At 63.0% G+C, this 22,867-nt stretch carries 21 protein-coding genes; 13 read left to right on the top strand and 8 right to left on the bottom strand.

Annotation, left to right across the window (positions count from 1 at the left end):
- Positions 1-113: 113 nt before the first annotated feature.
- From OXH74_RS24295 to OXH74_RS24285, 3 genes are all read left to right on the top strand, one after another.
- Positions 114-1,355: a glutamine synthetase family protein gene (locus OXH74_RS24295; RefSeq protein WP_375741672.1), complete on the top strand. Its 1,242-nt coding sequence runs from the start codon at positions 114-116 to the stop codon at positions 1,353-1,355.
- Positions 1,356-1,415: 60 nt separating this feature from the next.
- The gene (locus tag OXH74_RS24290) at positions 1,416-2,741 is read left to right on the top strand and encodes an MFS transporter (RefSeq protein WP_375739224.1); all 1,326 of its coding nucleotides are present in this window, start codon (positions 1,416-1,418) and stop codon (positions 2,739-2,741) included.
- Between the two features lie 101 nt (positions 2,742-2,842).
- Positions 2,843-3,463: a TIGR04282 family arsenosugar biosynthesis glycosyltransferase gene (locus OXH74_RS24285; RefSeq protein WP_375739223.1), complete on the top strand. Its 621-nt coding sequence runs from the start codon at positions 2,843-2,845 to the stop codon at positions 3,461-3,463.
- Here OXH74_RS24285 and OXH74_RS24280 read toward each other — a convergent pair.
- The 4 genes from OXH74_RS24280 to flgA all read right to left on the bottom strand — a co-directional run bounded on the left by OXH74_RS24280 (position 3,460) and on the right by flgA (position 6,040).
- Positions 3,460-4,209: a flagellar brake protein gene (locus OXH74_RS24280; RefSeq protein WP_215373442.1), complete on the bottom strand. Its 750-nt coding sequence runs from the start codon at positions 4,207-4,209 to the stop codon at positions 3,460-3,462. The genes OXH74_RS24285 and OXH74_RS24280 overlap by 4 nt on opposite strands.
- Before the next feature lie 81 nt (positions 4,210-4,290).
- Complete coding sequence (locus OXH74_RS24275) at positions 4,291-4,758, bottom strand: flagella synthesis protein FlgN (protein ID WP_375739222.1); 468 nt, start codon at positions 4,756-4,758, stop codon at positions 4,291-4,293.
- A gap of 49 nt (positions 4,759-4,807) precedes the next feature.
- Entirely contained in the window at positions 4,808-5,149 is a 342-nt protein-coding gene (gene flgM / locus OXH74_RS24270; RefSeq protein ID WP_375739221.1) for a flagellar biosynthesis anti-sigma factor FlgM, read from the bottom strand.
- A 129-nt stretch (positions 5,150-5,278) separates the two neighbouring features.
- Entirely contained in the window at positions 5,279-6,040 is a 762-nt protein-coding gene (gene flgA, locus OXH74_RS24265; RefSeq protein ID WP_375741671.1) for a flagellar basal body P-ring formation chaperone FlgA, read from the bottom strand.
- A 77-nt stretch (positions 6,041-6,117) separates the two neighbouring features.
- Between flgA and OXH74_RS24260 the strand changes: the two genes are divergently transcribed.
- Positions 6,118-7,050, top strand: coding sequence for a chemotaxis protein CheV (locus OXH74_RS24260; protein ID WP_375739220.1), 933 nt, complete (start codon positions 6,118-6,120; stop codon positions 7,048-7,050).
- A gap of 44 nt (positions 7,051-7,094) precedes the next feature.
- Positions 7,095-7,922, top strand: a complete 828-nt coding sequence (gene cheR / locus OXH74_RS24255; RefSeq protein ID WP_375739219.1) for a protein-glutamate O-methyltransferase CheR — start codon at positions 7,095-7,097, stop codon at positions 7,920-7,922.
- A 116-nt stretch (positions 7,923-8,038) separates the two neighbouring features.
- Here cheR and OXH74_RS24250 read toward each other — a convergent pair whose 3' ends face one another.
- The 4 genes from OXH74_RS24250 to OXH74_RS24235 all read right to left on the bottom strand — a co-directional run bounded on the left by OXH74_RS24250 (position 8,039) and on the right by OXH74_RS24235 (position 12,052).
- Entirely contained in the window at positions 8,039-8,464 is a 426-nt protein-coding gene (locus tag OXH74_RS24250; protein ID WP_375739218.1) for an organic hydroperoxide resistance protein, read from the bottom strand.
- A gap of 84 nt (positions 8,465-8,548) precedes the next feature.
- Complete coding sequence (locus OXH74_RS24245; protein ID WP_375739217.1) at positions 8,549-9,406, bottom strand: helix-turn-helix transcriptional regulator; 858 nt, start codon at positions 9,404-9,406, stop codon at positions 8,549-8,551.
- A gap of 53 nt (positions 9,407-9,459) precedes the next feature.
- A complete protein-coding gene (locus tag OXH74_RS24240) occupies positions 9,460-10,878 on the bottom strand; it encodes an aminotransferase (protein ID WP_375739216.1) in 1,419 nt (472 codons plus the stop codon).
- A 79-nt stretch (positions 10,879-10,957) separates the two neighbouring features.
- Positions 10,958-12,052: a polyamine ABC transporter substrate-binding protein gene (locus OXH74_RS24235; RefSeq protein ID WP_375739215.1), complete on the bottom strand. Its 1,095-nt coding sequence runs from the start codon at positions 12,050-12,052 to the stop codon at positions 10,958-10,960.
- Positions 12,053-12,200: 148 nt separating this feature from the next.
- Here OXH74_RS24235 and OXH74_RS24230 point away from each other — a divergent pair, with 148 nt between their 5' ends.
- From OXH74_RS24230 to OXH74_RS24195, 8 genes are all read left to right on the top strand, one after another.
- Entirely contained in the window at positions 12,201-12,848 is a 648-nt protein-coding gene (locus OXH74_RS24230; RefSeq protein WP_375739214.1) for a TetR family transcriptional regulator C-terminal domain-containing protein, read from the top strand.
- Positions 12,849-12,936: 88 nt separating this feature from the next.
- Positions 12,937-13,659 (top strand): response regulator transcription factor, encoded by a 723-nt coding sequence (locus OXH74_RS24225; RefSeq protein ID WP_215373417.1) that lies wholly within the window; start codon positions 12,937-12,939, stop codon positions 13,657-13,659.
- Between the two features lie 4 nt (positions 13,660-13,663).
- On the top strand, positions 13,664-14,437 hold the full coding sequence (locus tag OXH74_RS24220; RefSeq protein ID WP_375739213.1) for a substrate-binding periplasmic protein: 774 nt from the start codon (positions 13,664-13,666) through the stop codon (positions 14,435-14,437).
- Entirely contained in the window at positions 14,434-16,680 is a 2,247-nt protein-coding gene (locus OXH74_RS24215; RefSeq protein ID WP_375739212.1) for an ATP-binding protein, read from the top strand. Before OXH74_RS24220 ends, OXH74_RS24215 begins: the two co-directional genes overlap by 4 nt.
- Before the next feature lie 223 nt (positions 16,681-16,903).
- Positions 16,904-18,301, top strand: coding sequence for an amino acid permease (locus tag OXH74_RS24210; protein WP_375739211.1), 1,398 nt, complete (start codon positions 16,904-16,906; stop codon positions 18,299-18,301).
- Between the two features lie 414 nt (positions 18,302-18,715).
- The gene (locus tag OXH74_RS24205; RefSeq protein ID WP_375739210.1) at positions 18,716-19,507 is read left to right on the top strand and encodes an enoyl-CoA hydratase/isomerase family protein; all 792 of its coding nucleotides are present in this window, start codon (positions 18,716-18,718) and stop codon (positions 19,505-19,507) included.
- 29 nt (positions 19,508-19,536) lie between these two features.
- Complete coding sequence (locus OXH74_RS24200; RefSeq protein WP_375739209.1) at positions 19,537-20,697, top strand: acyl-CoA dehydrogenase family protein; 1,161 nt, start codon at positions 19,537-19,539, stop codon at positions 20,695-20,697.
- Positions 20,698-20,710: 13 nt separating this feature from the next.
- A complete protein-coding gene (locus OXH74_RS24195) occupies positions 20,711-22,801 on the top strand; it encodes an acetate--CoA ligase family protein (protein WP_375739208.1) in 2,091 nt (696 codons plus the stop codon).
- Positions 22,802-22,867 lie beyond the last annotated feature (66 nt).

Here is a 22,867-nt window from a genome sequence, read left to right as displayed (position 1 = left end):
GGACAATAACCATGGCTACCCAAGTCCGCAGCCCGCTTGAAGAGCGTTTGGCCGGCATCGAAGAAGTCGAGTGTGTCACCCCTGATCTGAACGGTGTGATGCGAGGCAAAGTCATGACCGGCGAGGGTTTTCTCTCCGGGCGTCGCCTTCAGCTGGCGCGCGGTGTGCTTCTGCAATGCATCATGGGTGGCTATCCGCCGGCCCGCTTCTACGGGAGCGACGATGGTGACCTGGCCCTGGTCGCCGAACCCGGCCAGATCCACCGCGTGCCCTGGAGCGAGCAGCCGCGAGCACTGGCCATTTGCGATGCTCAGGAACTGGATGGCCGACCGTCTGGGCTGTCGACTCGTGGCCTGCTGCGCAAGGTGGTCGAGCGTTACGCCGAGCATGGCTGGCAACCGGTAGTCGCCACCGAGCTGGAGTTTTTCGTATTCGCTCCCAACCCCGATCCGCAGCAACCCTTCCTGCCACCGGAGGGCTTGGATGGGCGTCGCGAAACGGGCTGCTCCGCATTCAGTGTGTCCTCGAGCAATGGCCTGCGCCCGTTCTTCGAGGAGGTCTATCGCTGCATGGAGGTTCTGGGGCTGCCGCGTGACACCTTCATGCACGAAATGGGAGTGAGCCAGTTCGAGATCAATTTCCTGCATGGTGATCCGCTGTTGCTGGCCGACCAGACTTTCCTCTTCAAGCACCTGCTCAAGGAGGTGGCGCTCAAGCATGGCATTACTGTGGTGTGCATGGCCAAGCCATTGGCCCACACGCCGGGCAGTTCGATGCATATCCACCAGAGCATCGTGGAGAGCGAAAGCGGCCGGAACATCTTCACGGCTGAAGATGGCGTGCCTACTGAGGCTTTCTCCCATTTCATCGGTGGCCAGCAGGCAGCCATGGCGGATCTCACGGCACTTTTCGCACCCAACGTGAACTCCTACCAGCGCCTTTGCCACCCCTACGCATCGCCGAACAATGCCTGCTGGTCCCACGACAACCGTGCGGCTGGCCTGCGTGTTCCCGCCAGTGCTCCTGTCGCCCGCCGGGTCGAGAACCGCCTGCCGGGTGCGGACGCCAACCCCTACCTGGCCATTGCCGCAAGCCTCGCTGCGGGCCTGTACGGCCTGGAGCAGCGACTGCAGCCCAGCGAGCCGATCCAAGGTGAATTCGAGGCACCGGATTCTTTGTTGCTGCCCTGTACCTTGCATGCCGCTCTCGAACGTCTGAAACGTAGTGATTTGGCGCGAGAACTGTTCGGCAAGGAGTTCATCGAAGGCTACATTGCTACCAAGACGATGGAGCTCAGCAGCTTCTTCGATGAAATCACGCCCTGGGAGCGGCGCATCCTCGCCTCCCAGGTCTGATTATCCGCAGGGCCACCGAAATGGCGGCCCCTCTAGTACAAGGAGCCGCCTGGAGCGCCGATGCATCGAATCTGGAAATCTTTCCGCGCATTGTATTTTGCCACCCTGTTGATGCTGATCGGCTCCGGCTTGCTCAGCACCTACCTCGGTCTGCGCCTGGCCGCCGACAAGGTGGATGGACTCTGGGTCGGCGCGTTGATGGCGGCGAACTATTTCGGCCTGGTCATCGGCGGCAAGCTGGGACACCGGCTGATCGCGAGGGTCGGCCACATACGCGCCTATGTGGCATGCGCCGGCGTAGTGACTGCGGCCGTGCTCGGTCACGGCCTGACCAGCCTGCTTCCTGCCTGGCTGGTCATGCGGATGTTGGTGGGCCTGGGCATGATGTGCCAGTACATGGTCATCGAAAGCTGGCTCACTGAACAGGCGGATGCCAGCCAGCGGGGCCAGGTCTTCGCCGGCTATATGGTCGCCTCCTACCTGGGGTTGGTCCTGGGACAGTTGGTGCTGGTACTGCACCCGGGGCTGGGTCCAGAGTTGTTGATGCTGGTGGCGATGTGCTTTGCGCTGTGCCTGGTGCCAGTGGCCGTCACTCGCAAGATCCACCCGGCGCCTTTACACCCGGCCCCGCTGGAACCGCGCTTCTTCATCAAGCGGGTGCCGCAGTCCATGACGACGGTGCTGGTCTCCGGACTGGTCATCGGCTCGTTCTATGGCCTCGCGCCGCTCTATGCCTCGTCGCAAGGGATGCCCACCAACCAGGTCGGTCTGTTCATGGGTAGTTGCATCCTGGCCGGCCTACTGGTCCAGTGGCCGCTGGGCTGGTTGTCGGATCGGCACGACCGGGCGGTACTGATCCGCAGCACGGCTGCGCTGCTGGCTCTCGCGGCCTTGCCCCTGGCGATCATGCCGCAGGCACCGCTGGAAGTGCTGTTCCCCGTGGGCTTCCTGGTTTGTCTGCTGCAGTTCAGCCTCTACCCGCTGGCAGTGGCCTTTTCGAATGACCATATCGAGGCTGACCGCCGCGTCTCCCTGACGGCCATGCTGCTGATCACCTTTGGCGTGGGGGCAAGTGTCGGTCCGTTGCTTACTGGCGCCCTCATGAAGCTGCTCGGGCCGAACATGCTCTATGCCTTTGTCTGCTTCTGCGCGGCAGTCCTGGTCCTCAGGGTGCGACCGGATGCGGTTACCGGCCTGCACCGGGTCGACGAGGCGCCACTTCACCATGTGCCCACCCCGGACAACATGACCAGTTCGCCCCTGGTCGCGGCGCTTGACCCGCGGGTGGATGAAAAGTCGATCCATGATCAGATGCAATCGGGGGATGCCCAGCCATCGGGTGATGCTCCGGCAACTGAAACGGGGGAACAGCCGCAGGTGAAATAGTGGCCCAGCGCCATCCTGCTTTTGACCAATCATCGGCGACAGTAGGTACCTGAGCTTTAAAGCCCGAGGTTCGCCTCGGGACTTCAAGGAGGACCGTGGCCGTGAATCTGAGCATCTCCCTGCACTTGCTGGCCCGATCACCACAGGCCGGCGGACTTGAATCCCGACTGGTTCCCGCCTTGGGCGAAGAGGGGGCTCTCCGTTTGCAGCGGCAACTGGTTGCACGGGTGCTCAACCTACCACCGATGGGCTTCAGCGAGCGCATCTTCTGGTTCGAAGATGGGCCGGACGAGAGCCTTGAGGCGTTGGCCGAAGAAAACGACTGGATGGTGGTAGGACAGCCGGTCGGAGACCTAGGGGAGCGTATGAGGCGCATCGCCGCCCTCGGCCTGGCAGAGAACGACGCCGTGGTGCTGATCGACCATTTCTGTCCGATCCTGGATGCCAATTATCTCGCTGAGGCCTGTGAGGCCCTGGTCGAATGCCAGGCTGTGCTCGGACCTACCGAGGATGGCCGCTATGTCCTCCTAGGCTTGCGCCGGGTGGATCCGCGTCTGTTCGAATCCATTCCCTGGGGCAGCAACCAAGTGCTGGCGCTGACCTGTGAGCGCTTGCAGCAGCTGGATTGGCAGCATGGCCTGCTGCCGACGGTGTGGATGGTTGATTGCCCCGAGCACCTGCCGCGGCTGGCGCGGCTGGGGTACAAATTGGGGGCGACCTAGAACAGTTCGTCCTTTTCGAAGCGCCGGGCTTCGCGTTGTAACTGGTAAACGAAGCGCTCCACCTGGCGTTGCACCAGGCCGCTCATGTCATGGAAGCGAACGCCAGCGAAACTCACTCCCAACTTCTCCTCGTAGTGCACATGGCGCAACTCGATTGTCGTTGTCACTGCGCCGAAGGGCAGCTTCGCTGTGAAGCGCTCGTAAAGTTGGCCGGGTTGGAGCCGAGTGCTCTGGTCGCCTTCAAAGCGCAGTTTGCAGCCGGTGGCGGAAATATCCAGCATCTGTCCCTGAAGGGCGGCTGAAATCTTGTTTCCATCCAGTTCGACAGCTACCAGTTGCGACTGCTTGAGGGCAGCTCGGAAAGCATTACGGCGCTGGTGGTAGATCACTTCCTGAGGGAAGGCGCACCAATAGCAACGTGCGCCGTCCAGTTCACCGATCTCGACTGTCTGGAGGGACTCCCAGGCAATCCTGACACCTTCACGGAAACCCTCGATGCGGAAGGTTTCGCCGTTCCTCAGGAAACGCTCGCCATCATTCGGGATCATCTCGTCGAGGGCAATCAGGCCGCGATCACGGTCGACTTCGACCAGGTAACTCTGGAAGCGTTGATTGCGGTCGTGGAAGGTAATGATCAGAGGGTCGTGATGTTGCTGCAGAAGGCGAAGATTTGCCTGGATCTCCACCGGAGCCTTGAGGATCTTCGGTGGTTGCGGGCCGTTTTGCTCGGTGAATAGGTTGGACACGGTCCGGCTCTCTCTACACGCAAGGTTTGGTGTGAGCCGGGCTCCATGCCCACAGGTCTCACACTCTTCTTGTAGTTGGGGTCAGGCCTGGCTGAGCGGGCGCTGGTGGCCGATTCTAGCGGTAGTGCCGCGGCTGTCATAGAGGCTTGGCGTCTCGCCGCCCCGTAGGATTCCAAGCATGCTGCCTACCGATGTCTGATTGGCTCGAATCAGGCGCCCATTGCGCTGGTTGGCGCTTTGACAGTGCTCGAGCAACTGGCCGAGTTCGTCACTTCGGGCCAACAGTTCGGCTCCACGGGGGGAGGCATTGGCGAGTTGCTCCAGCCCGGCCCGGTCAGTGCTGAGTCGAAGGTTGACCAACAACTGACTGCGCTGGCGGCCATGCTGATCAAGTTGGGCGAGGAGGGGCTGCTTCTCGGCGATGAGGCTTTCCAGGCGCGTCAGGTCTCGTTCGCCAAGTGCCTGGAATTCTTCGTCCATCAGCTCAAGCAGTCGCTTGGCGTGGTCGATATCTTGGTTGAACAGGTCTAGCAGGTTGGTGTCTTGCATTGCTTGCTCTGGGAACCGGGCGTCCAAGGTCCCCAGCGCAGCCCGAGGACTAGCGCTGGGATTCGAAGTTCAGCAGTTTGCTGGCCACGCGCTTGCTATCGACCTGGTAAGAGCCGTCGGCAATGGCCTGCTTGAGCTTTTCAATACGCTCCTTGTCCACGGCGGGCAGGTCGCGCAGCTTCTCGCCTGCTTGCTGCAACATTTGAGCGTCGCTGCTCAGTTTCACGGATTCACCGCTGCCCGCAGTCTGGGGCTGTTCGCTGACTGTTTGCGCAGCAGCAGGCAGGTTGCCCGTGACCGCTTCACCCTTGCCGCCGGCTTGTGCGGAACTGGTACGTGCCGTGCTGGCGGGGGTTGGGCCGTTGTTGGGCCGATTGAAATCAATGACCATGATGTTGAACCTCGGACGCTAATTGGACGCTTACCGTGTTATCGGCCTTGTCCGGGCTAACTTTAGAAAAAAATTTCAGACAAGCAGAGTGTAGGAAACGTCTGTTCTGGAGCGTCATGTCAATCATGCCTACATATCCACCTGGACCTGGCCGGGACCCTGGACCCGGGCTTTGACTACGCGCCCCGAACTCAGGTTGCGTACGCGGATCTGTTCTCCTGGAGCTCCGTTCGACAAGGCTTCTCCAGGCATCCGCACGTTGATCGCCGAGATTCTGGCGCTGATCACCACCTGGTCGCCTTTGCTCACGACTTCAGCCATCTGCAAGTGGATTGGTGCCAATACCTGGTCAGGCAGGAGCGCGCGGGTGGTCTTCTGGCCCATCACCTGAGAACTGTTCGTAAGGAAGCCCTGGCTCAAGGGGCCTACATCGCGCTCGGCGAGGGCCACGTCCTCAGGCGCGATCATGGTGTCACGTCGCAGAGGGCGAGTCACCACCACGACCTCGCGGAACAGCCTGACCTGGCCGGGCACGAATACGGTCCAGGGTGTGTTGCCATCGCAGCGAAGCCGGACGGTGACGCGCCCAAGCGGCTTTGACGGGCTTTCCAGACGTGCAGTCAACTCTTTGTCGCAGAGAGGCAGGCGTAGCCGCGGGTCCAGTCGATTGACCTGGATTTCGTAGCGGCCCTGGATGCTGCTGCGCTGCAAATAATCCTCGACTGTCGCCTCAAGAAACCCCTGGGTCACGCCGATAAGCTCTTCAGGCGACGTCATGGTTGCACTCGATACCGGGCTGTAGCCGAGACAGCACAAAGCGGGTACAACGCTCGCAAACAAGTTGCGGCATTTTGATATCAAGTGTCGGAAAAGCGTCGTCGAAGCGTTCATGCGCACTGAGAAGCAAGGCTCGTGCCGCCTGACAGGCTAAGACGACAGATTCATAGACCTGCAGGAGGAGTCTGGTCATGGCCGGCGTTTTGGATTCGGTTAACCAGCGTACCCAACTGGTCGGGCAGAACCGCCTGGAGCTGCTGCTGTTCCGTCTTGACGGTTCTCAGCTCTACGGGATCAACGTATTCAAGGTGAAGGAGGTCCTTCAGTGCCCTCGGCTCACCGTGATGCCCAAGTCCAGTCCGGTGGTGCGCGGGGTCGCGAATATCCGTGGGGGGACCATTCCGATTCTCGACCTGTCCCTGGCGACCGGGCGAAGAAGCCTGGATGACCTGAAGAACAGCTTCGTCATCATTACGGAATACAACACCAAGGTTCAGGGGTTCCTGGTGCGTTCGGTCGAGCGCATCGTCAACATGAACTGGGAAGAAATCCATCCGCCACCCAAGGGAGCCGGCCGCGATCACTACCTGACTGCGGTGACCCGAGTCGACAAGCAACTGGTGGAGATCATTGACGTCGAAAAGATCCTCGCCGAGGTCGCACCGACTTCGGAGGTAGTGTCCGAAGGGGTCGTGGATGTCGAGACCCAAAGCAAGGCCCTCAGCAAGCGGGTGCTGATCGTTGACGACTCCTCGGTGGCGCGCAAGCAGGTGGTGCGATGCCTGGAAACAGTCGGGGTCGAAGTCAAGGCGCTCAACGATGGTCGCCAGGCCTATAACTACCTGCGTGAGTTGGTCGAGGAGGGCAGGGCGCCAGAGGACGAGCTGTTGATGATGATTTCCGACATCGAGATGCCGGAGATGGATGGTTACACACTGACGGCGGAGATCCGCAACGATCCACGCATGCAGAAGTTGCATATCCTCCTGCATACTTCGCTTTCCGGTGTGTTCAACCAGGCGATGGTGAAAAAGGTGGGGGCGGACGACTTTCTTGCCAAGTTCAAGCCTGACGACCTGGCTTCCCGCGTCGTCGAGCGCATCAAGGTTATGGATGGGAGCTGAGCAGCGGCTCCCTGGCATGGAAATAGATCGGTGAGGCGCCCTTAGTGTCTTCAGGCAATGTGGATTTCGAGCAGTTCCGGGTATTCCTGGAAAAGACCTGCGGCATTCTGCTGGGCAGCAACAAGCAGTATCTGGTTTCCAGCCGGCTTAACAAGTTGATGGAGCAGAATGGCATCAAGACCCTGGGCGAACTGGTCCAGCGCGTCCAGGGCGTGTCGCGCGGCGGTCTGCGTGAACAGGTTGTCGATGCCATGACGACCAATGAAACGCTCTGGTTTCGCGACACCTATCCGTTCGATGTGCTGAAGGGGAGGGTGCTGCCAGAGTTGCTCAAGGCCAACCCGAACCAGCGCCTGCGTATCTGGTCGGCAGCGAGCTCCTCCGGTCAGGAACCTTTTTCCATTTCCATGGCGATCGACGAGTTCGAGCGGAGCAGTCTGGGGCAACTCAGGGCCGGTGCTCAGATCGTTGCAACGGACTTGTCAAGTTCGATGCTCACAGCCTGCCGTGCCGGCGAATATGACAGCTTGGCCATGGGGCGCGGCTTGTCCCAGGAACGGCTGGTTCGTTACTTCGACCAGAAGGCGCCGGGGCGCTGGGCGGTCAAGCCGGCGATCCGCAGCCGCGTGGAGTTCCGCCCGTTGAACCTGCTGGACAGCTATGCGGCCCTCGGCAAATTCGACATCGTGTTCTGCCGTAACGTGCTGATCTACTTCTCGGCCGAGGTGAAGCGGGACATCCTGACGCGCATCCACGCCACCCTGAAGCCTGGCGGTTACCTGTTTCTCGGTGCGTCCGAGGCACTCAACGGATTGCCTGACCTTTACCAGATGGTCCAGTGCAGTCCGGGGATCATCTACAAGGTCAAGTGAAGCGAGGGAGGCCAGTGGCCTCCCTTCTTCGTTGCATACCATTGTATGAGCCAGCTTGCTGGCGAACGACCCTGGCTCATCCGTTCGCGAGCAAGGACTCGGCGTCCCCCTCGTTCCTACACCAGTGTCAAGGTTACGTTGATATTGCCGCGGGTCGCGTTCGAGTACGGGCAAACGATATGCGCCTTGTCGACCAGGTCTTTGGCCGCTTGGCGATCCAGCCCGGGCAGCGAAATCTTCAGTTCGACCTCGATGCCGAATCCGGTGGGCAGGGTACCGATTCCGACGATCCCTTCTATATAAGAGTCCTCTGAGAGGGCGACCTTCTCCCGGCCTGCAACGAACTTGAGGGCCCCGAGGAAGCAGGCCGAATAGCCGGCGGCGAAGAGCTGCTCGGGGTTGGTGCCATCACCACCTGGCCCTCCCAGCTCCTTCGGGGTGGTCAGCTTGACATCCAGCACGCCGTCCGACGACACGGCACGGCCTTCTCGACCGCCATAGGCTTCGGCGTACGCGCGGTACAGGGCTTTTTCGATGGGCATGGCGGGTCTCCTTGGATGGTTGAGAACCTGCTCAAGCCTAGTCAAAGGATGGCGTTCCTTACCGGGTATCTGACTGAAGGTTTCTCAGCGGGTCAGCCAGTCGATGAATAGGGCGAAGAGTTCCGCCTGGGAGCCAATGTCCAGCTTGGTGTAGAGATTCTTGCGGTGCATGCGCACCGTCTCGGGGGAGATTTCCAGCACCCTGGCGCTGGATTTGGCCGAGTGGCCGCGCAGCATCAGGTGGGCGACTTCCCGCTCGCGCTCGGTAAGCACCTCGCTGCCGAAGTTCATGAAAGCGTCCCTGATCTGCTGGTTGAGTGCCGCAGGTGGGCCTGAGTGCAAGGATGATGGGCCGGCGTTGGACAGGCAGCGGGCCAGGCCACCGCGCTCGTCGAACTGCCGGATCAACTCGCGCACCATGGGTTGTGCCGCGCGCAGCAGTTCCAGCTCGGCCGGGGTGAAGCGCGCGCCGCTGAGCCCCTGGTAGACGCAGAGCGAAACCTTGCGCTGGCCGCCCAGGTCGACGATGTAGTGGCTGTCCTCCACCGAGCCGCACTTGAGGTAGTAGGTCTTGTAGTACTCGCTGTTGAAGAAGTCGTCCGGGGCAATCTCCGAAAGCGGGTAGAAGCCCTCGGCGAGGCCGCTTTCAAGCGCGAGGCAGAACGGGTCCAGCATGTATCCGCGTGCGTAGTAACGTTCGATCAGGGGTTCGCGGTACTCGGTGGGAATGCCGCGCTGGTACAACGGCCGCGGTGCCAGACCTTTGCATTCCAGACCGAGCAGGACCGATTCGATCGGCACCAGGCAATTCAGCGCCTCGGCCAATCGCTCGCCGAAGCCGGGTTCGGCGACGCTGGCCATGGCCCGCGCCAGCCCTGTATGCCAGGCATGCAGGGAGGTGGCGGGGAGGGTGGTTGCGGTTTGTGCTGAGGAGTCGGCCATGCCCGGCAGTCTACTGGGGCTGCCGGGCGTCTGCAAAAGGCCCAGGCTGCGCATCAGTTGCCCGCGTACTGGCCACTGCGCTGCAGATCAGCAGCCGTCTCGAGGATCGCCACCCGCAAGGTTTCGACGATCTCATCCACTTGAGCGTGGGTGATGGTAAGCGGTGGTGACATCACGTTCAGGTGCACGATGGGCCGGACCAGCAGGCCACGCTTCTGTGCGCGCAGGTGGATTTGCTCGCCAATGTTCAGCTCATCCGGGAACAGCGCCTTGCTCGCCTTGTCGGCCACGAATTCAACGCAGGCCATCAGCTTCTTGCAGCGCACGCTGCCCACCAGCGGCAGACTGGTGAGGCTTTGCAGGCGCTCCTCCAGGTAGGCGCCAACGTCCTCGACATGGGCCAGCAGATTCTCGCGCTGGATGATCTCGATGTTCTTCAGTGCACTGACGCAGCTAACTGGGTGCCCGCTGTAGGTGAAACCGTGGCTGAAGCAGCGCCCCTTGCCCGCCTCGCCAATCACCTGCCAGATACGGTCGGAGAAAATGCATGCCCCCAGAGGCAGGTAGCCCGAGGTCAGGCCCTTGGCGGTGGTGATGATGTCCGGCTGCACGCCGAATACGTCCTCAGAGGCGAAGAATGCTCCCAGGCGGCCGAAAGAGGTAACCACCTCGTCCGAGACGTAGAGCACGTCATGTCGCTGGCAGACTTCCCACATGCGTTTGTGGTAGCCGGCGGGCGGGATGATCACGCCGCCCGAGCCCATGATCGGTTCGGCGAAGAACGCCGCGACTCGATCGGCACCAAGCGTCAGAATCTTGTCTTCGAACTCGTTCACCAGAAAGTCAAGGAACTGCGCCTGGTCCATACCCTCCGGTGCGCGGTAGGGGTTGGGGCAGGAAATGTGGTGGATGTGATCCTTGAGGAAGTCGAACTCGGCCGGGCGGTCCGCCGCCTTGCCACCCAGCGACATGGTCAGGAAGGTGGATCCGTGGTAGGCGTTGATGCGGGTGATGACGTGTTTCTTCGCAGGTAACCCGCGGCAGTTCTGGTAGTACTGGATCAGCCGGTAGGCGGTGTCGACTGCCGTCGAGCCGCCGGTGGTGAGGAACACATGGTCCAGATCGCCCGGTGCGAGTTCCGCGAGCTTCTCGCACAGCTCGATGGCCTTGACATTCGCCATGTCGCAGAAGGGGTTGGAGTAAGCGAGCTGGCGTACCTGCTCGGCGATGGCCTCGGCCATCTCTTCGCGGCCCAGGCCGATGTTGGTGCACCACATGCCGCCCACCGCATCGAGGTAACGATTGCCGGCCGTGTCATAGATATAGGCGCCTTCACCGGCGGCAATATTCAGTGAGCCGTTTTCGCGATGGTCGTCGAAGATGTGGTAGCCGTGCATGTAATGCGCTTTGTCGGCTGCGACCAGTTCTTCATCATTGAACTGCGCAAAATATGCTGGATTTGGGATGGCCATTTTCATTTACCTCGGGTCGTACGTATGCGGCGTGGAGAGTCCCCTCTGACATTTACGAGAGAGGGGGAACGGTGCCGACTCACTTGCCGGTCTTCACCGTGTTCCAGGTGCGGGTGATCAGTCGCATGCTCTTGGGCGAATGCGTCTTCTGGACGAACAGTCGGGCGCGAGTAGCGGTGTCCGGGTAGATCGCCGGGTCGTTGCGGACTTCGGCGTCCACCAGTGCGGTAGCGGCCTGGTTGCTGTTCGGGTAGCGGATGTAGTTGGTGACTTCGGCGATCACCTTGGGTTGCAGCAGGTACTCGATGAACGTGTGGGCGTTAGCCACGTTTGGCGCGTCCTTGGGGATATAGAAGTCATCGAACCAGATCAGCGAGCCTTCCTTGGGAATGAAGTAATCCAGCTTGACCTTGGCGCCGGCTTCCTCGGCCCTGGCCTGCGCGGTGGCGTAGTCACCTGACCAGGTCATGGCGATGCACTGATCGCCATTGGCCAGGCCGTTCAGGTAACTCATCGAGTCGAACTTGCGGATGTACGGGCGCACGGCGAGCAGCAGGTCCTGCGCGGCCTTCAAATCCGCCGGTTCGACGCTGTTGGGGTCGCGCCCCAGGTAAGCGAGGGCCAGCGGCAGCACGTCGGTGGGCGAGTCGATCAGGGTCACGCCGCAGTCGGCGAAGCGTGACACCACCTTGGGATCGAAGATCATCGCCAGCGAGCCGATCGGCGCGTCGGGCATGCGCGCCTTGATCATCTCGACGTTGTAGGTGATGCCATTGCTGCCCCAGGTGTAGGGGGCTGAATAAGTGACGCCCGGATCGAAGCTTTCCAGGCTGGCCAGCACCTGCGGGTCCAGGTTACCCCAGCTGGGCAGGCGGCTCTTGTCCAGCGGCTGGAATACGCCAGCCTTGAGCAGCGGCGGTACCAGAGCGGCGTTGAGCACCACCAGGTCATAGCCAGAACGCCCTGGCAGCAGCTTGCCCTGGACGGTCTCGTAGGAATCGAAGGTGTCGTAGGTGACTTTGATGCCGGTGGCTTTTTCAAAGTCGGCCAGGGTGTTTTCGCCGATATAGTCCGACCAGTTGTACAGCCGCAGGGTCTTGCCATCGTCCGCCGGGCTCAAGGCGGGCAACAACGCCAGTGTCGTGCCGAGTGCTGCTACCAGGGTCTTGCGCATGTCGGTTCCACCTGTGTTGTAGTTATCGGGGCCTGGAACCACTCTCCGGTACCAGGCGGTTGGCGGCCATACCCCGAACGGGTAGGTGGGGCTGGATTGTTGCTGTACATTCGTTCAAATTCGCCGGAACACATCAGGAGCTGTCGGCATGACTCAGGAAGCACGTTTTTCCCGACTGGACCCAGAGCTGCGCAAGGCTCACCTGATCGACGCGACCCTGGCCTGCCTGAAGCAGCATGGCTTCCAGGGCGCCTCGATCCGCAAGATCTGTGCCGAGGCCGGGGTTTCGGTCGGTCTGATCAACCACCACTATTCGGGCAAGGACGAACTGGTGGCCGAGGCTTACCTGGCAGTTACCGGTCGGGTGATGGCGCAGCTGCGCGAGGCCATCGATCGGGCGGCACCCAATGCCCGGGAGCGGCTATCGGCATTCTTTCGCGCGTCCTTTTCCGCCGAGGTGCTGGACCCGCAACTGCTGGATGCCTGGCTGGCATTCTGGGGCGCGGTGAAGACGGCCGAGGCGATCAACCAGGCCCATGACCAATCTTATGGCGAGTACCGCGCCATCCTGGCCAGCGTGCTGACCGACCTGGCAGCCGAGCAGAGTTGGCAGGGCTTCGATGCGGACCTCGCGGCCATCAGCTTGAGCGCCTTGCTCGACGGCCTCTGGCTGGAGTCCGGGCTGAATCCGCAAACCTTCACACCAGCGCAGGGCGTGCAGATTTGCGAAGCATGGGTGGATGGGTTGCTGGCGGGCGGCATGCAGCGTTTCCTGCGTCCTGTCGGAGGTCGTTGATCGGTCGTTCAAGTGTGGGTAACCTGCTGCTCCTTGCGTCGTCCAGAACAATAAAAGCGCCCCTATTCGGAGGCGGAGGGCAACATTGATGGCTCCCAGTGTGCTGATCGTTGACGACGATCCGCTGATTCGTGAACTGCTCCACTCCTATCTCGGCCAGGAAGGTTATGACGTCCGTTGCGCCAGCACGGCAGAAGATGCCGAAGCGTGCCTGGCGGAAAGCCCGGTCGACCTGGTCTTGCTGGACATCCGCCTGCCTGGCAAGGATGGCCTGACCCTGACCCGAGAACTGCGCGTGCGCTCGGAAGTGGGGATCATTCTGATCACCGGCCGCAATGACGACATCGACCGCATCGTCGGCCTCGAGTGCGGTGCCGATGAATACGTGATCAAACCGTTCAATCCCCGGGAACTGGTGTCTCGCGCCAAGAACCTGGTGCGCCGGGTGCGTCATTTCCAGCAGCCTGCGCCAGCAGCCGTGGCCGCAGGAGGCCAGCTCAAACGCTTCGCCGACTGGGTGCTGGACATCGACCGCCGCCGCCTGATTGACCATGAGGGCAGCGAGACGTTGCTCACCCATGGCGAATTCCAGCTGCTCAGCGTCTTCCTGCGTAACGCCGGGCACACCTTGAGTCGCGACCAGCTGATGGACCAGATCCGCAATCGCGAGTGGCTGCCCAATGACCGCTCCATCGACGTGCTGGTGGGGCGCCTGCGGCGCAAGCTGCGTGACGATCCTGCCGAGCCGCAGCTGATCATCACCATCCACGGCGCGGGCTACCTGTTCACCGCCACGGCCTCCGTTGCCTGAAGTCATGGCGCGCCTCTGGTTGCTGGCCATCCTCCTGCTCGGCTGCACGGCGAACGCCGCCGAGCCGGTGCGCTACTGCGACCACCCGGTGTACCCGCCAATCTCCTGGAGCGACGGCAAGCATATGCGTGGCATTGCCCCACGCGTGGTGCAGGCAGTGTTCGCCAGCCTTGGGCTGGACGCGGAAATGGTTGTACTGGGCAACTGGAAGCGCTGCCTGCTGGATGCTGCTGAAGGGCGGGTCGATGCGGTGCTGGCCTATCGGACCCCAGAGCGCGAGCAGTACCTGGCGTTTGCCCAGGTGCCGGTGCTGCGGGAGGAGGTGACGGTCTTCTACAACCGTCGGCATCCGCTCAAGGTCGAGCGGATACAAGACCTGACGCGTTATCGCGGCGGGCTACTGTTCGGCGAGAGCTATGGCGAGGCTTTCGACGAGGCGGTGGCCCGAGCCGGCAATATCGAGTGGGTCTCGGACAGCAAGCAGAATTTCGGCAAGCTGATCCGTGGCCGCATCGATTTCATCGCCCACGAACGTCGCACTGGTCTTCTCTATGTCGAGTACTTGCAGGGTGGTGGTGATATCCGCGCCTTGCCCCTGGCCCTGGCGGTGGACCATCTGCGCCTGGCCGTCTCGCGTCGCTCACCCCTGGCAGCGCGGATGGCGGAGATCGACCGGGAGCTGCAGCGCCTGACCGACAGCGGCGAGATCGAGCGCTGGCTCGGGGAAAGTGAAGCCACCTACCGCGACATGATCGTTCAACCGGAGCCGCGCGAATGAACGGCGTGAAGCTCCCTAGCGGTCTGCTGCGCCGCCTGCTGCTGTTCATCCTGCTGTTCAGCCTGTGTTTTACCCTGGTGGCCAGCGCTGTGCAGCTGCTCCTTGAATACCGCCGTGAAATGCGCGACATCGAGGCGCGACTGGAGTTGATACGGGTCGGCTACCTGGAAAGCTTCGAACGCAGCCTTTGGGACCTCAACCAGGAACAGCTGAAGATGCAGTTGCGCGGCCTCGCGGATTTCCCGGATATCGCCCAGGTGCGCTTGAGCAGCGCCGACTTCGATCTGCAACTGGGTTCGGACAAGTTGGCCGGCCCGCTGCGTCGCGAGCGTTTCGAACTCACCTACCTGCCGCCAGACGGCAAAGCCCGCCACCTCGGTGAGCTGGAGATCAGCATTGACCTGGGGGCGGTTTACCGACGCCTCTATGCCACCGGCCTGACCAGCCTGTCGTGGATGGGCGTGTTTCTTTGCGGCCTGGCGGTGGCGCTGTCCTGGCTGTTCCACCGCCTGGTCACTCGCCATCTACGAGTGATGGCCGATTTTGCCCGTGGCATCGCCACGGGTAATTGGCACGAGGCGTTGCGTCTGAATCGACGGCCGGGAAGGGGAGTGGACGAAATCGATACGGTGGCCCAGGCCCTGGACGATATGCGCCGGGCAATCCTCGATGATATCCAGCGTCGCGAGGAAGACCGGACCGCCCTGCAAAACATGGTCGAGCGGCGCACCGCCAGCCTGCAGCGCGCCAAAGAAGAGGCTGAGGCGGCCAACCTCGCCAAATCGCGCTTCCTCGCCACGATGAGCCACGAAATCCGCACGCCGCTCAACGGCATCCTCGGCATGGCCGAGCTGCTGCGTGGCGCGGCTCTGGGCGAGCGCGACGGCAAGCGCCTGGAAGCGCTGCACAAAGCCGCCGAAGGGCTGCTGGCGATCCTCAACGAAGTGCTCTACTTCGCTCGCCTCGAAGAAGGTGAGAGCCGGCCCGAGCTCGTGGACTTCTCGTTGAAAGCCCTGCTCGAACAGGTGCTCACTCTGCTCGAACCCAGGGCAAGCGCCAACGGCACCGTCCTGCGCTCGCGCATCGAGCCGCGGGTGCGCGTCGAGTGTCGCGGCGCCGAGCAGTTCCTGCGCCAGGTGCTGAGCAACCTGTTGGCCAACGCAGTGAAGTTCACCGAGGAAGGGGAAATCCTTGTGGAGGTTCGGCTGCTGGACGAAGTGCCCGGGGCCCAGCGTCTGCGCGTCAGTGTCAGCGACGATGGCATCGGCATCGCCCAGGAGGTGCAGGCACGGATCTTCGAGCGCTTCACCCAGGCCAGCGAGGAGGTGGCGCAGCGTTACGGTGGCACCGGCCTGGGGCTGGCCATCAGCAAGCGGCTGGTGGAGTTGATGGGCGGCCGCATTGGGGTCGAAAGCGTGGAAGGCGAGGGCAGCTGCTTCTGGTTCGAGGTCGCCCTGGAAGATGTCAGCAGCCAGGCTCCGCAGCCGGTCGCCCCGATCCTGGCAGACGCTCTCGACGTGCTGGTGGTGGAAGATGTCGCCCTCAACCGTGAAGTGGTGGCCGGCTTGCTGGAACACGACGGCCACCGCACCAGCCTGGCCGAGGATGCCGAACCGGCCCTGGCGCTGTGCCGGCAGAAGCGATTCGACCTGATCCTGCTCGACCTGCACCTGCCGGGCATGAGCGGTATCGAGCTGTGCCGGCTGATTCGCGGCGATGGCCGGGGTGCCAATCGCGATACCCGCATCCTCGCCTTCACCGCCAGTCTGCAGCCGACCCTGGTGCGCCGCTGCCTGGACGCCGGCATGCAGGGTGCTCTGGCCAAGCCCCTGAAGCTTGCGGACCTGCGCCGTGCCTTGGCCGGGGATGCAAAGGGGCAGCCTGCGGGAGGCGACGACGAACTTCTGGACAACCAGCTGCTGCAGACGCACCGAGGCCTGCTTGGCGAACAGAAGCTGCAGGGTTTGCTGGAACTGCTTCGGCGCACGCTGGACGATCACCGCATCGGCCTGCTCGATGCATTGCAGGCCCGCGATTGCGCCGAGGTCGAGCATCTGGCCCACCGGCTGGCTGGCAGCAGCGATTCCCTCGGCTTCCGCGCCCTGGCAGCAGTTCTGCGAGAGCTTGAAGCGGCGGCCCAGGGCGGAGACCAGGCCAGTCTGCCGGTGTTGCAACCCCGACTGGAGGGCATCCTGCAGCGTTCCAGCGACATGCTGGACGAACTACTGCGCCCCTCCGCCTGAGATCGAACAATTTCCTTACGACTTTTTACAACTTCGATCGCAACGTTCAACGGCGTCTTACAAGGGCTTCCAATAATCGGCCTCAACCGTATCCGCGGGCTTGGCGACGACCTCGCCGCCCGCGACCTCGGTTTTCGTGGCTTATTGGAGACAAGAATAATGACCCGCCGCAAAGCTTCCCTTTCGTGCCTGTTCGCCTGCTGTGCCTCCCAGGAGGTGCGCCATGACTGATGATCGCGTCCAGCTCACCCGCTCGCTGAAAAGCCGGCACATCTTCATGCTGTCCCTGGGCGGTGTCATCGGCACCGGCCTGTTCATGGGATCCGGCGTCATCATCAACCAGGGCGGACCGGTCGGCGCCGTGCTGGCCTATCTGGTGGCTGGCCTGCTGATGTACCTGGTGATGGTCTGCCTGGGCGAGCTCTCGGTACAGATGCCGGTCTCCGGCTCATTTCAGGCCCACGCCACGCGTTACATCGGCCCCGGCACCGGCTTCATGATCGGCTGGGTCTACTGGATGAGCTGGGCCACCACGGTGGGCCTGGAATTCACCGCCGCCGGCATGCTGATGGGCCGCTGGTTCCCCGACGTGCCCATCTGGTACTGGTCGGCGCTGTTCGTGGCGGTGCTGTTCTCCCTCAACGCCCTGACCACCCGTGCCTTCGGCGAGGCCGAATACTGGTTCTCCGGGATCAAGGTGGCCGCCATCCTCGGCTTCATCGTGGTTGGCATCCTCGCCATCTTCGGTGGTTTGCCGCTGGCCAGTGGCGAACCGGCTCCCATGTTCAACAACCTGGTGGGCGACAGCCTGTTCCCCAACGGCATTTCCGCCGTGTTCGCGGTGATGATGACCGTGGTCTACGCCTTCCAGGGCTGCGAGATCATGGGCGTAGCCGCCGGTGAAACAGAAAATCCTGAGAAAAGCATCCCGCGTGCCGTGCGCAACGTGGTGTTCCGCGTGCTGATTTTCTACGTGCTGGCCATTCTCGTGCTGTCGGCCATCGTGCCCTGGCAGCAAGCCGGGCTGGTGGAAAGCCCCTTCGTCCAGGTGTTTGACATGGTCGGCATCCCCTTCGCCGCCGACCTGATGAACATCGTCATCCTTACCGCGCTCCTTTCGGTGGGCAACTCCGGCCTCTATGCCTCCACCCGCATCCTCTGGGCCATGTCCAAGAGCGGCATGGCGCCGCGCGGCCTGGCGAAGCTCAGCTCCCGTGGGGTGCCGCTCTATGCCCTGGCCATCACCCTGTGCTTTGCGTTGCTGTCACTGCTGACCAGCTTTATCGCCGCCGAGACCCTCTACATGATCCTGACGGCCATCAGCGGCCTGGCTGGGACCGTGACCTGGATCGTCATCGCCCTGGCCCAGTACCGCTTCCGCAAGGCGCACTACAAGGCCGGCGGCACCGTGCAGGACCTGAAGTACGCAGCGCCGCTGTTCCCGCTGATTCCGCTAGCCTGCATCTTCCTGTGTGTCTCGCTGTTCGTGTTCCTGGCCATGGATCCGACGCAGCGACCCTCGCTGTATTGGGGCTTCGGTTTCATCTCCCTGTGCTATGGGGCTTACTACTTCACTCAGTTCAAGCGCCAGCGCAGCCTTGCGCCGATTCCGGCCGCCTGATCCCGGAAGCGTCCCACAAAAGCGCGGCAGAGCAATCTGCCGCGCTTTTTAATTTGCGCCCGTTCGCTGGAGCAGGAAGGGACTTGGCGCTGCGTGGGATGGGACGAGCGAAGCGATTCCCGTCGATGAGGATCGCAGGCTCAGCGGACCGCCGCCCGCCCCCCTGCAGCCGTGTGCACATCCACCCTCCGCCTGGCCCATCAAAGGCAGGCGATGAGTTGTTCAAAGATGTAACAACTCCTGCGCACGTTTTTTGTCGCTTCAATAAAAGTCTTTTTATAACAATCAGTTAGAAGATTTTTTTGGTTGTTACATACCCCATTCGGGGAGGATTGTCGGCTTGCTGAACACTTGTTTAGTATGGCGTCCAGCTTTCCCATCCTCATGACCAAACACAACAAGACGAGGGCTCGTATGACTACCCCAGCCTCCCTGCTCAGCCAGGTTGAAGCCGGCATCGCCTGGATCACCCTGAACCGTCCGCAGCAACGCAATGCATTGGACATCCCCACCCTCGAGGCCCTGCACGCGCTGCTCGATGCCCATGAAGCCGACCCGGCCGTGCGCGTGCTGGTACTCACGGGGACTGGTCGCAGCTTCTGCGCAGGGGCGGACCTTGCCGAGTGGGCCGAGGCCGAGGCCCGCGGCGAGCTGGAAACCTACGGCTGGACCGAAGCCGCGCACGCCCTGATGACCCGGCTGCACGGACTGGCCAAGCCGACCATCGCCGCCATCAATGGCACTGCTGTAGGCGCGGGGATGGACCTGGCGCTGTGTTGCGACTTCCGCATCGCCGCGCAGTCAGCGCGCTTCAAGGCTGGCTACACCGGCATGGCGTATGCGCCGGACGCCGGCGCCAGCTGGCACCTGCCACGGTTGATCGGCGCTGAACAGGCCAAGCGTCTGTTGTTCCTCGACGAGCTGTGGGGCGCTGAGCGCGCCTTGGGCGTCGGTCTGGTCGGTGAAGTCTGTGCCGACGACGCCTTGCTGCAGGTTGCCGGCGAGCTGGCCATGCGCCTGGCCGCTGGCCCCACCTTCGCCTTCGCCCAGACCAAGGCGCTGATCCGTGATGGCGCAAGCCGCAACCTGGCCGAGCAACTGGTCGCCGAGCAGGCCGCCGGGCTGCTCTGTGGTCGCAGCGAAGACGCCGCCGAGGCGCTGCGCGCGGTCGCGGAAAAACGTACCCCCCATTTCATCGGCCGCTGAAGCGCCGCTCCCAGCCAGAGGACTCGGATATGAATTTCCAACTCACCCAGGAACAGGACATGCTGGTCGACGCGGTACGCGCCTTCGTCGACAAGGAGCTGCTGCCCCATGAAGAAGCCGTGGACCGTGCCGATGCGGTCTCCCCGGAGCTGGCGGCCGAGATTCGCGGCAAGGCCCTGGCGGCGGGCTTCTACGCCTTTAACATGCCGGAGGAAGTGGGCGGCGGTGGCCTCGACTACCTGTCCCAGGCGCTGGTAGAGCGTGAGCTGTCGAAGGTGTCCTGGGCGCTGCACGTGTTCGTCGCCCGACCCTCGAAGATTCTCATGGCCTGCAAGGGCGAGCAGATCGAGCAGTACCTGCTGCCCAGCGTCCAGGGCGAGAAAATCGACTGCTTCGCCTTGACCGAACCGGGCGCGGGCTCCGACGCCAACTCGATCAAGACCCGTGCGGTACGTGAGGGCGGCGACTTCGTGCTGAATGGCAGCAAGCACTTCATCAGCCACGCCGGCCACGCCGACTTTGCCATCGTCTTCGCCGTCACCGACACCTATGAACACAATGGCAAGAAGCGCAACGCGGTCACCGCCTTCCTGGTCGACAAGGGCACCCCCGGGATGACCGTGCGCCGCGGGCCCAAGTGCGTCAGCAACAGGGGCTACCACACCTACGAGATCTTCTTCGACGACTGCCGCGTGCCGGAATCCAAGGTGCTCGGTGAGGTCGACAAGGGCTGGGAAGTCGCCAACGCGTGGCTCACCGCCGGACGAGTGATGGTCGCCGCCAACTGTGTCGGGCAGGCCCAGCGCGCGCTGGACCTTTCCCTGCAATGGGCCGCCGACCGCAAGCAGTTTGGCCAGCCCATCGGCACTTACCAGGGCATCTCCTTCAAGCTCGCCGACATGGCCACGCAGATTCGTGCCGCAGACTTGATGACCCTGCACACCGCCTGGAAGATGGACCAGGGCAGCATGACCGACGGCGAAGCCGGCATGGCCAAGCTGTTCGCCAGCGAAGTGCTCGGCCGCGTGGCGGACGAGACCGTGCAGATATTTGGCGGCATGGGCCTGATGGATGAAGGGCCGGTGGAGCGCATCTGGCGCAACGCGCGCATCGAGCGCATCTGGGAAGGCACCTCGGAAATCCAGCGCCACATCATTTCCCGCGAACTGCTGCGGCCGCTGCTGCGCTGACCGGAGGTTGACCATGACCCAACGTGACAATCTCAAGCGCCTGCTGGCGCCTCGGCACCTGGCCTTCATTGGCGGGCGCAGCATGGCGCGTGCGCTCAAGCGCTGCGCCGAAGGTGGTTTCATCGGCCAGATGTGGCTAGTCAACCCGCAGCACGCCCAGCTTGAAGGAGTGCCGTGCGTGGCCAGCGTCGCCGACCTGCCATGCGGGCCCGACGCGGTGTTCATCGCCACCAACCGCGATCTGACCCTCGGCGTCGTGGCCGAGCTTGCTGCCAAGGATGCCGGTGGCGCCATCTGCTACGCCTCCGGCTTTGCCGAGACGGGCGAAGAGGGGCAGGCCCTGCAACGTCAGCTGCTCGCCGCGGCGGGAGACATGGCGCTGCTCGGACCCAATTGCTACGGCGTGCTCGACTACCTGCATGGCGCAGCCCTGTGGCCGGTAGCCCATGGCGGCAAGCGGGTGGAGAAGGGCGTGGCGGTGCTCACCCAGAGCGGTAACTTCGCCTACAACCTGTCGATGAGCGACCGCTCGCTGCCGGTGGCTTACATGGCTTCGGTGGGTAACCAGGCCCAGCTGGGCGTAGCCGAACTGATGGACGTGTTGCTGGATGAGCCACGCGTCACGGCCATCGGCCTGCACCTGGAAGGTCTGAAGAACGTCCCCGGTTTCGCTCGCGCAGCCTACAAGGCGCTGCAGAAAGGCGTGCCGGTGATCGCCCTGAAGACCGGTGTCTCGGAAATCGGCGCCGAGCTCGCGCTCAGCCACACCAGCTCGCTGGCCGGCTCCGATGTCCTCTATGACAGCCTGTTCGAACGCCTCGGGGTGATCCGCGTGAGCGGCCCGGTGAGTTTCGTGGAAACCCTCAAGGCCGCCGCCTGCGGCAACCTGCCGCCTGGCCCGAGCCTGGTCGCGCTGGCCTGTTCCGGTGGCGACGCCGGGCTGATCGCCGACTACGCCGAGCGTAACGGTCTGCCGCTGCCGAAGCTCGACATCGTCCAGCGCGACGAGCTGGCCCAGGTGTTGCCGGACTACGCGAACATCGCCAACCCGCTGGACTTCACCACCGCCATCTGGGGCGACGGTGAAGCCTTGCGTCGAATGCTCGACAGCACGCTGCGCAGCGAGGCCGACGGGGCCTTGCTGGTGCTCGACTATCCCGGTGAGGAAACCGGCGAACGTCCGCAATGCGACCTTCTGCTGGAGCTCTACTGTGAAGCGCTGAAACGCCACGGCAAGGTCGGCTTCATCGCCTCGGCCTTTCCAGAGCTGCTGCCGGCACACGCCCGCGAGTTGCTGCACGCCCAGGGCGTCGCCGCCTTGCAGGGGGTGGAAGACGGCCTCGCCGCCTGGGCGCGCATCGCCCACTACCGCCAGCGTCGCGATGCGCTGCTCGTGCGCGGCGACGCAGCGCTGGTGCCGATCTGCCCGTTGCCCCTGGAGGGTCAGGGCCGGCTGCTGGATGAGTGGCAGTCCAAGCAGGCGCTGAAGCCCTTCGGCGTGCCCCTGCCCAAGGCTGTGCTGAGCACGCCCGGCCAGGCCCGTGAGGCAGCTGCCGACCTCGGCTTCCCGCTGGTACTCAAGGCGGTTAGCGCCGAGCTGCCGCACAAGACCGAAGCCGGTGGCGTGGCGCTCAACCTGCGCAACGAGGCGGCCCTGGAGGCGGCATTGTTCGACATGCGCGAAAGCCTCGCCAGGCATGCGCCGCAGGTGGCCTTCGATCAGGTGCTGCTGGAGCGCATGGCCAGTGCGCCGCTGGCCGAGCTGATCGTCGGTATCAAGCGCGAGAACGGCTTTGCCCTGGCGCTGGTGATCGGTGCTGGCGGCATCCTCGTCGAGCTGCTCAAGGACAGTCGCAGCTTGCTGCTGCCCACCACCGACGCGGCGATCCGCGAGGCCCTGCTGAGTCTACGCAGCGCGCCGTTGCTGACCGGCTTCCGGGGACGCCCGGCGGTGCAGTTGGACGCACTGGTCGATGCCATCCGTGCGGTGGCCGACTACGCCTGCGAGCACGCCGACCAGTTGCTGGAGCTGGATGTGAATCCGCTGCTGGTGAGCGCCGACGGTGCCGTCGCGGTGGATGCGCTGATCCGCCTAGGGGAATGACGCTCTTGTAGGAGCCAGCTTGCTGGCGAAGGTCCGGCGCACGGCCGTTCGCGAGCAAGCTCGCTC

This window comes from Metapseudomonas boanensis (assembly GCF_042232855.1).
Lineage (GTDB): Bacteria > Pseudomonadota > Gammaproteobacteria > Pseudomonadales > Pseudomonadaceae > Metapseudomonas > Metapseudomonas boanensis.
The sequence above is the reverse complement of the archived record's forward strand: the minus strand, read 5'-3'. Positions and strand labels throughout refer to the sequence as shown.

Excerpts from the sequence above, each read along its gene's own strand:
- OXH74_RS24295 (WP_375741672.1), top strand. The coding sequence starts at position 114 with ATGACCGGCGAGGGTTTTCTCTCCGGGCGTCGCCTTCAGCTGGCGCGC.
- OXH74_RS24290 (WP_375739224.1), top strand. The coding sequence starts at position 1,416 with ATGCATCGAATCTGGAAATCTTTCCGCGCATTGTATTTTGCCACCCTG.
- OXH74_RS24275 (WP_375739222.1), bottom strand. The coding sequence starts at position 4,758 with ATGCAAGACACCAACCTGCTAGACCTGTTCAACCAAGATATCGACCAC.
- flgM (WP_375739221.1), bottom strand. The coding sequence starts at position 5,149 with ATGGTCATTGATTTCAATCGGCCCAACAACGGCCCAACCCCCGCCAGC.
- flgA (WP_375741671.1), bottom strand. The coding sequence starts at position 6,040 with ATGAACGCTTCGACGACGCTTTTCCGACACTTGATATCAAAATGCCGC.
- OXH74_RS24260 (WP_375739220.1), top strand. The coding sequence starts at position 6,118 with ATGGCCGGCGTTTTGGATTCGGTTAACCAGCGTACCCAACTGGTCGGG.
- OXH74_RS24250 (WP_375739218.1), bottom strand. The coding sequence starts at position 8,464 with ATGCCCATCGAAAAAGCCCTGTACCGCGCGTACGCCGAAGCCTATGGC.
- OXH74_RS24245 (WP_375739217.1), bottom strand. The coding sequence starts at position 9,406 with ATGGCCGACTCCTCAGCACAAACCGCAACCACCCTCCCCGCCACCTCC.
- OXH74_RS24240 (WP_375739216.1), bottom strand. The coding sequence starts at position 10,878 with ATGGCCATCCCAAATCCAGCATATTTTGCGCAGTTCAATGATGAAGAA.
- OXH74_RS24235 (WP_375739215.1), bottom strand. The coding sequence starts at position 12,052 with ATGCGCAAGACCCTGGTAGCAGCACTCGGCACGACACTGGCGTTGTTG.
- OXH74_RS24230 (WP_375739214.1), top strand. The coding sequence starts at position 12,201 with ATGACTCAGGAAGCACGTTTTTCCCGACTGGACCCAGAGCTGCGCAAG.
- OXH74_RS24225 (WP_215373417.1), top strand. The coding sequence starts at position 12,937 with ATGGCTCCCAGTGTGCTGATCGTTGACGACGATCCGCTGATTCGTGAA.
- OXH74_RS24220 (WP_375739213.1), top strand. The coding sequence starts at position 13,664 with ATGGCGCGCCTCTGGTTGCTGGCCATCCTCCTGCTCGGCTGCACGGCG.
- OXH74_RS24215 (WP_375739212.1), top strand. The coding sequence starts at position 14,434 with ATGAACGGCGTGAAGCTCCCTAGCGGTCTGCTGCGCCGCCTGCTGCTG.
- OXH74_RS24210 (WP_375739211.1), top strand. The coding sequence starts at position 16,904 with ATGACTGATGATCGCGTCCAGCTCACCCGCTCGCTGAAAAGCCGGCAC.
- OXH74_RS24205 (WP_375739210.1), top strand. The coding sequence starts at position 18,716 with ATGACTACCCCAGCCTCCCTGCTCAGCCAGGTTGAAGCCGGCATCGCC.
- OXH74_RS24200 (WP_375739209.1), top strand. The coding sequence starts at position 19,537 with ATGAATTTCCAACTCACCCAGGAACAGGACATGCTGGTCGACGCGGTA.
- OXH74_RS24195 (WP_375739208.1), top strand. The coding sequence starts at position 20,711 with ATGACCCAACGTGACAATCTCAAGCGCCTGCTGGCGCCTCGGCACCTG.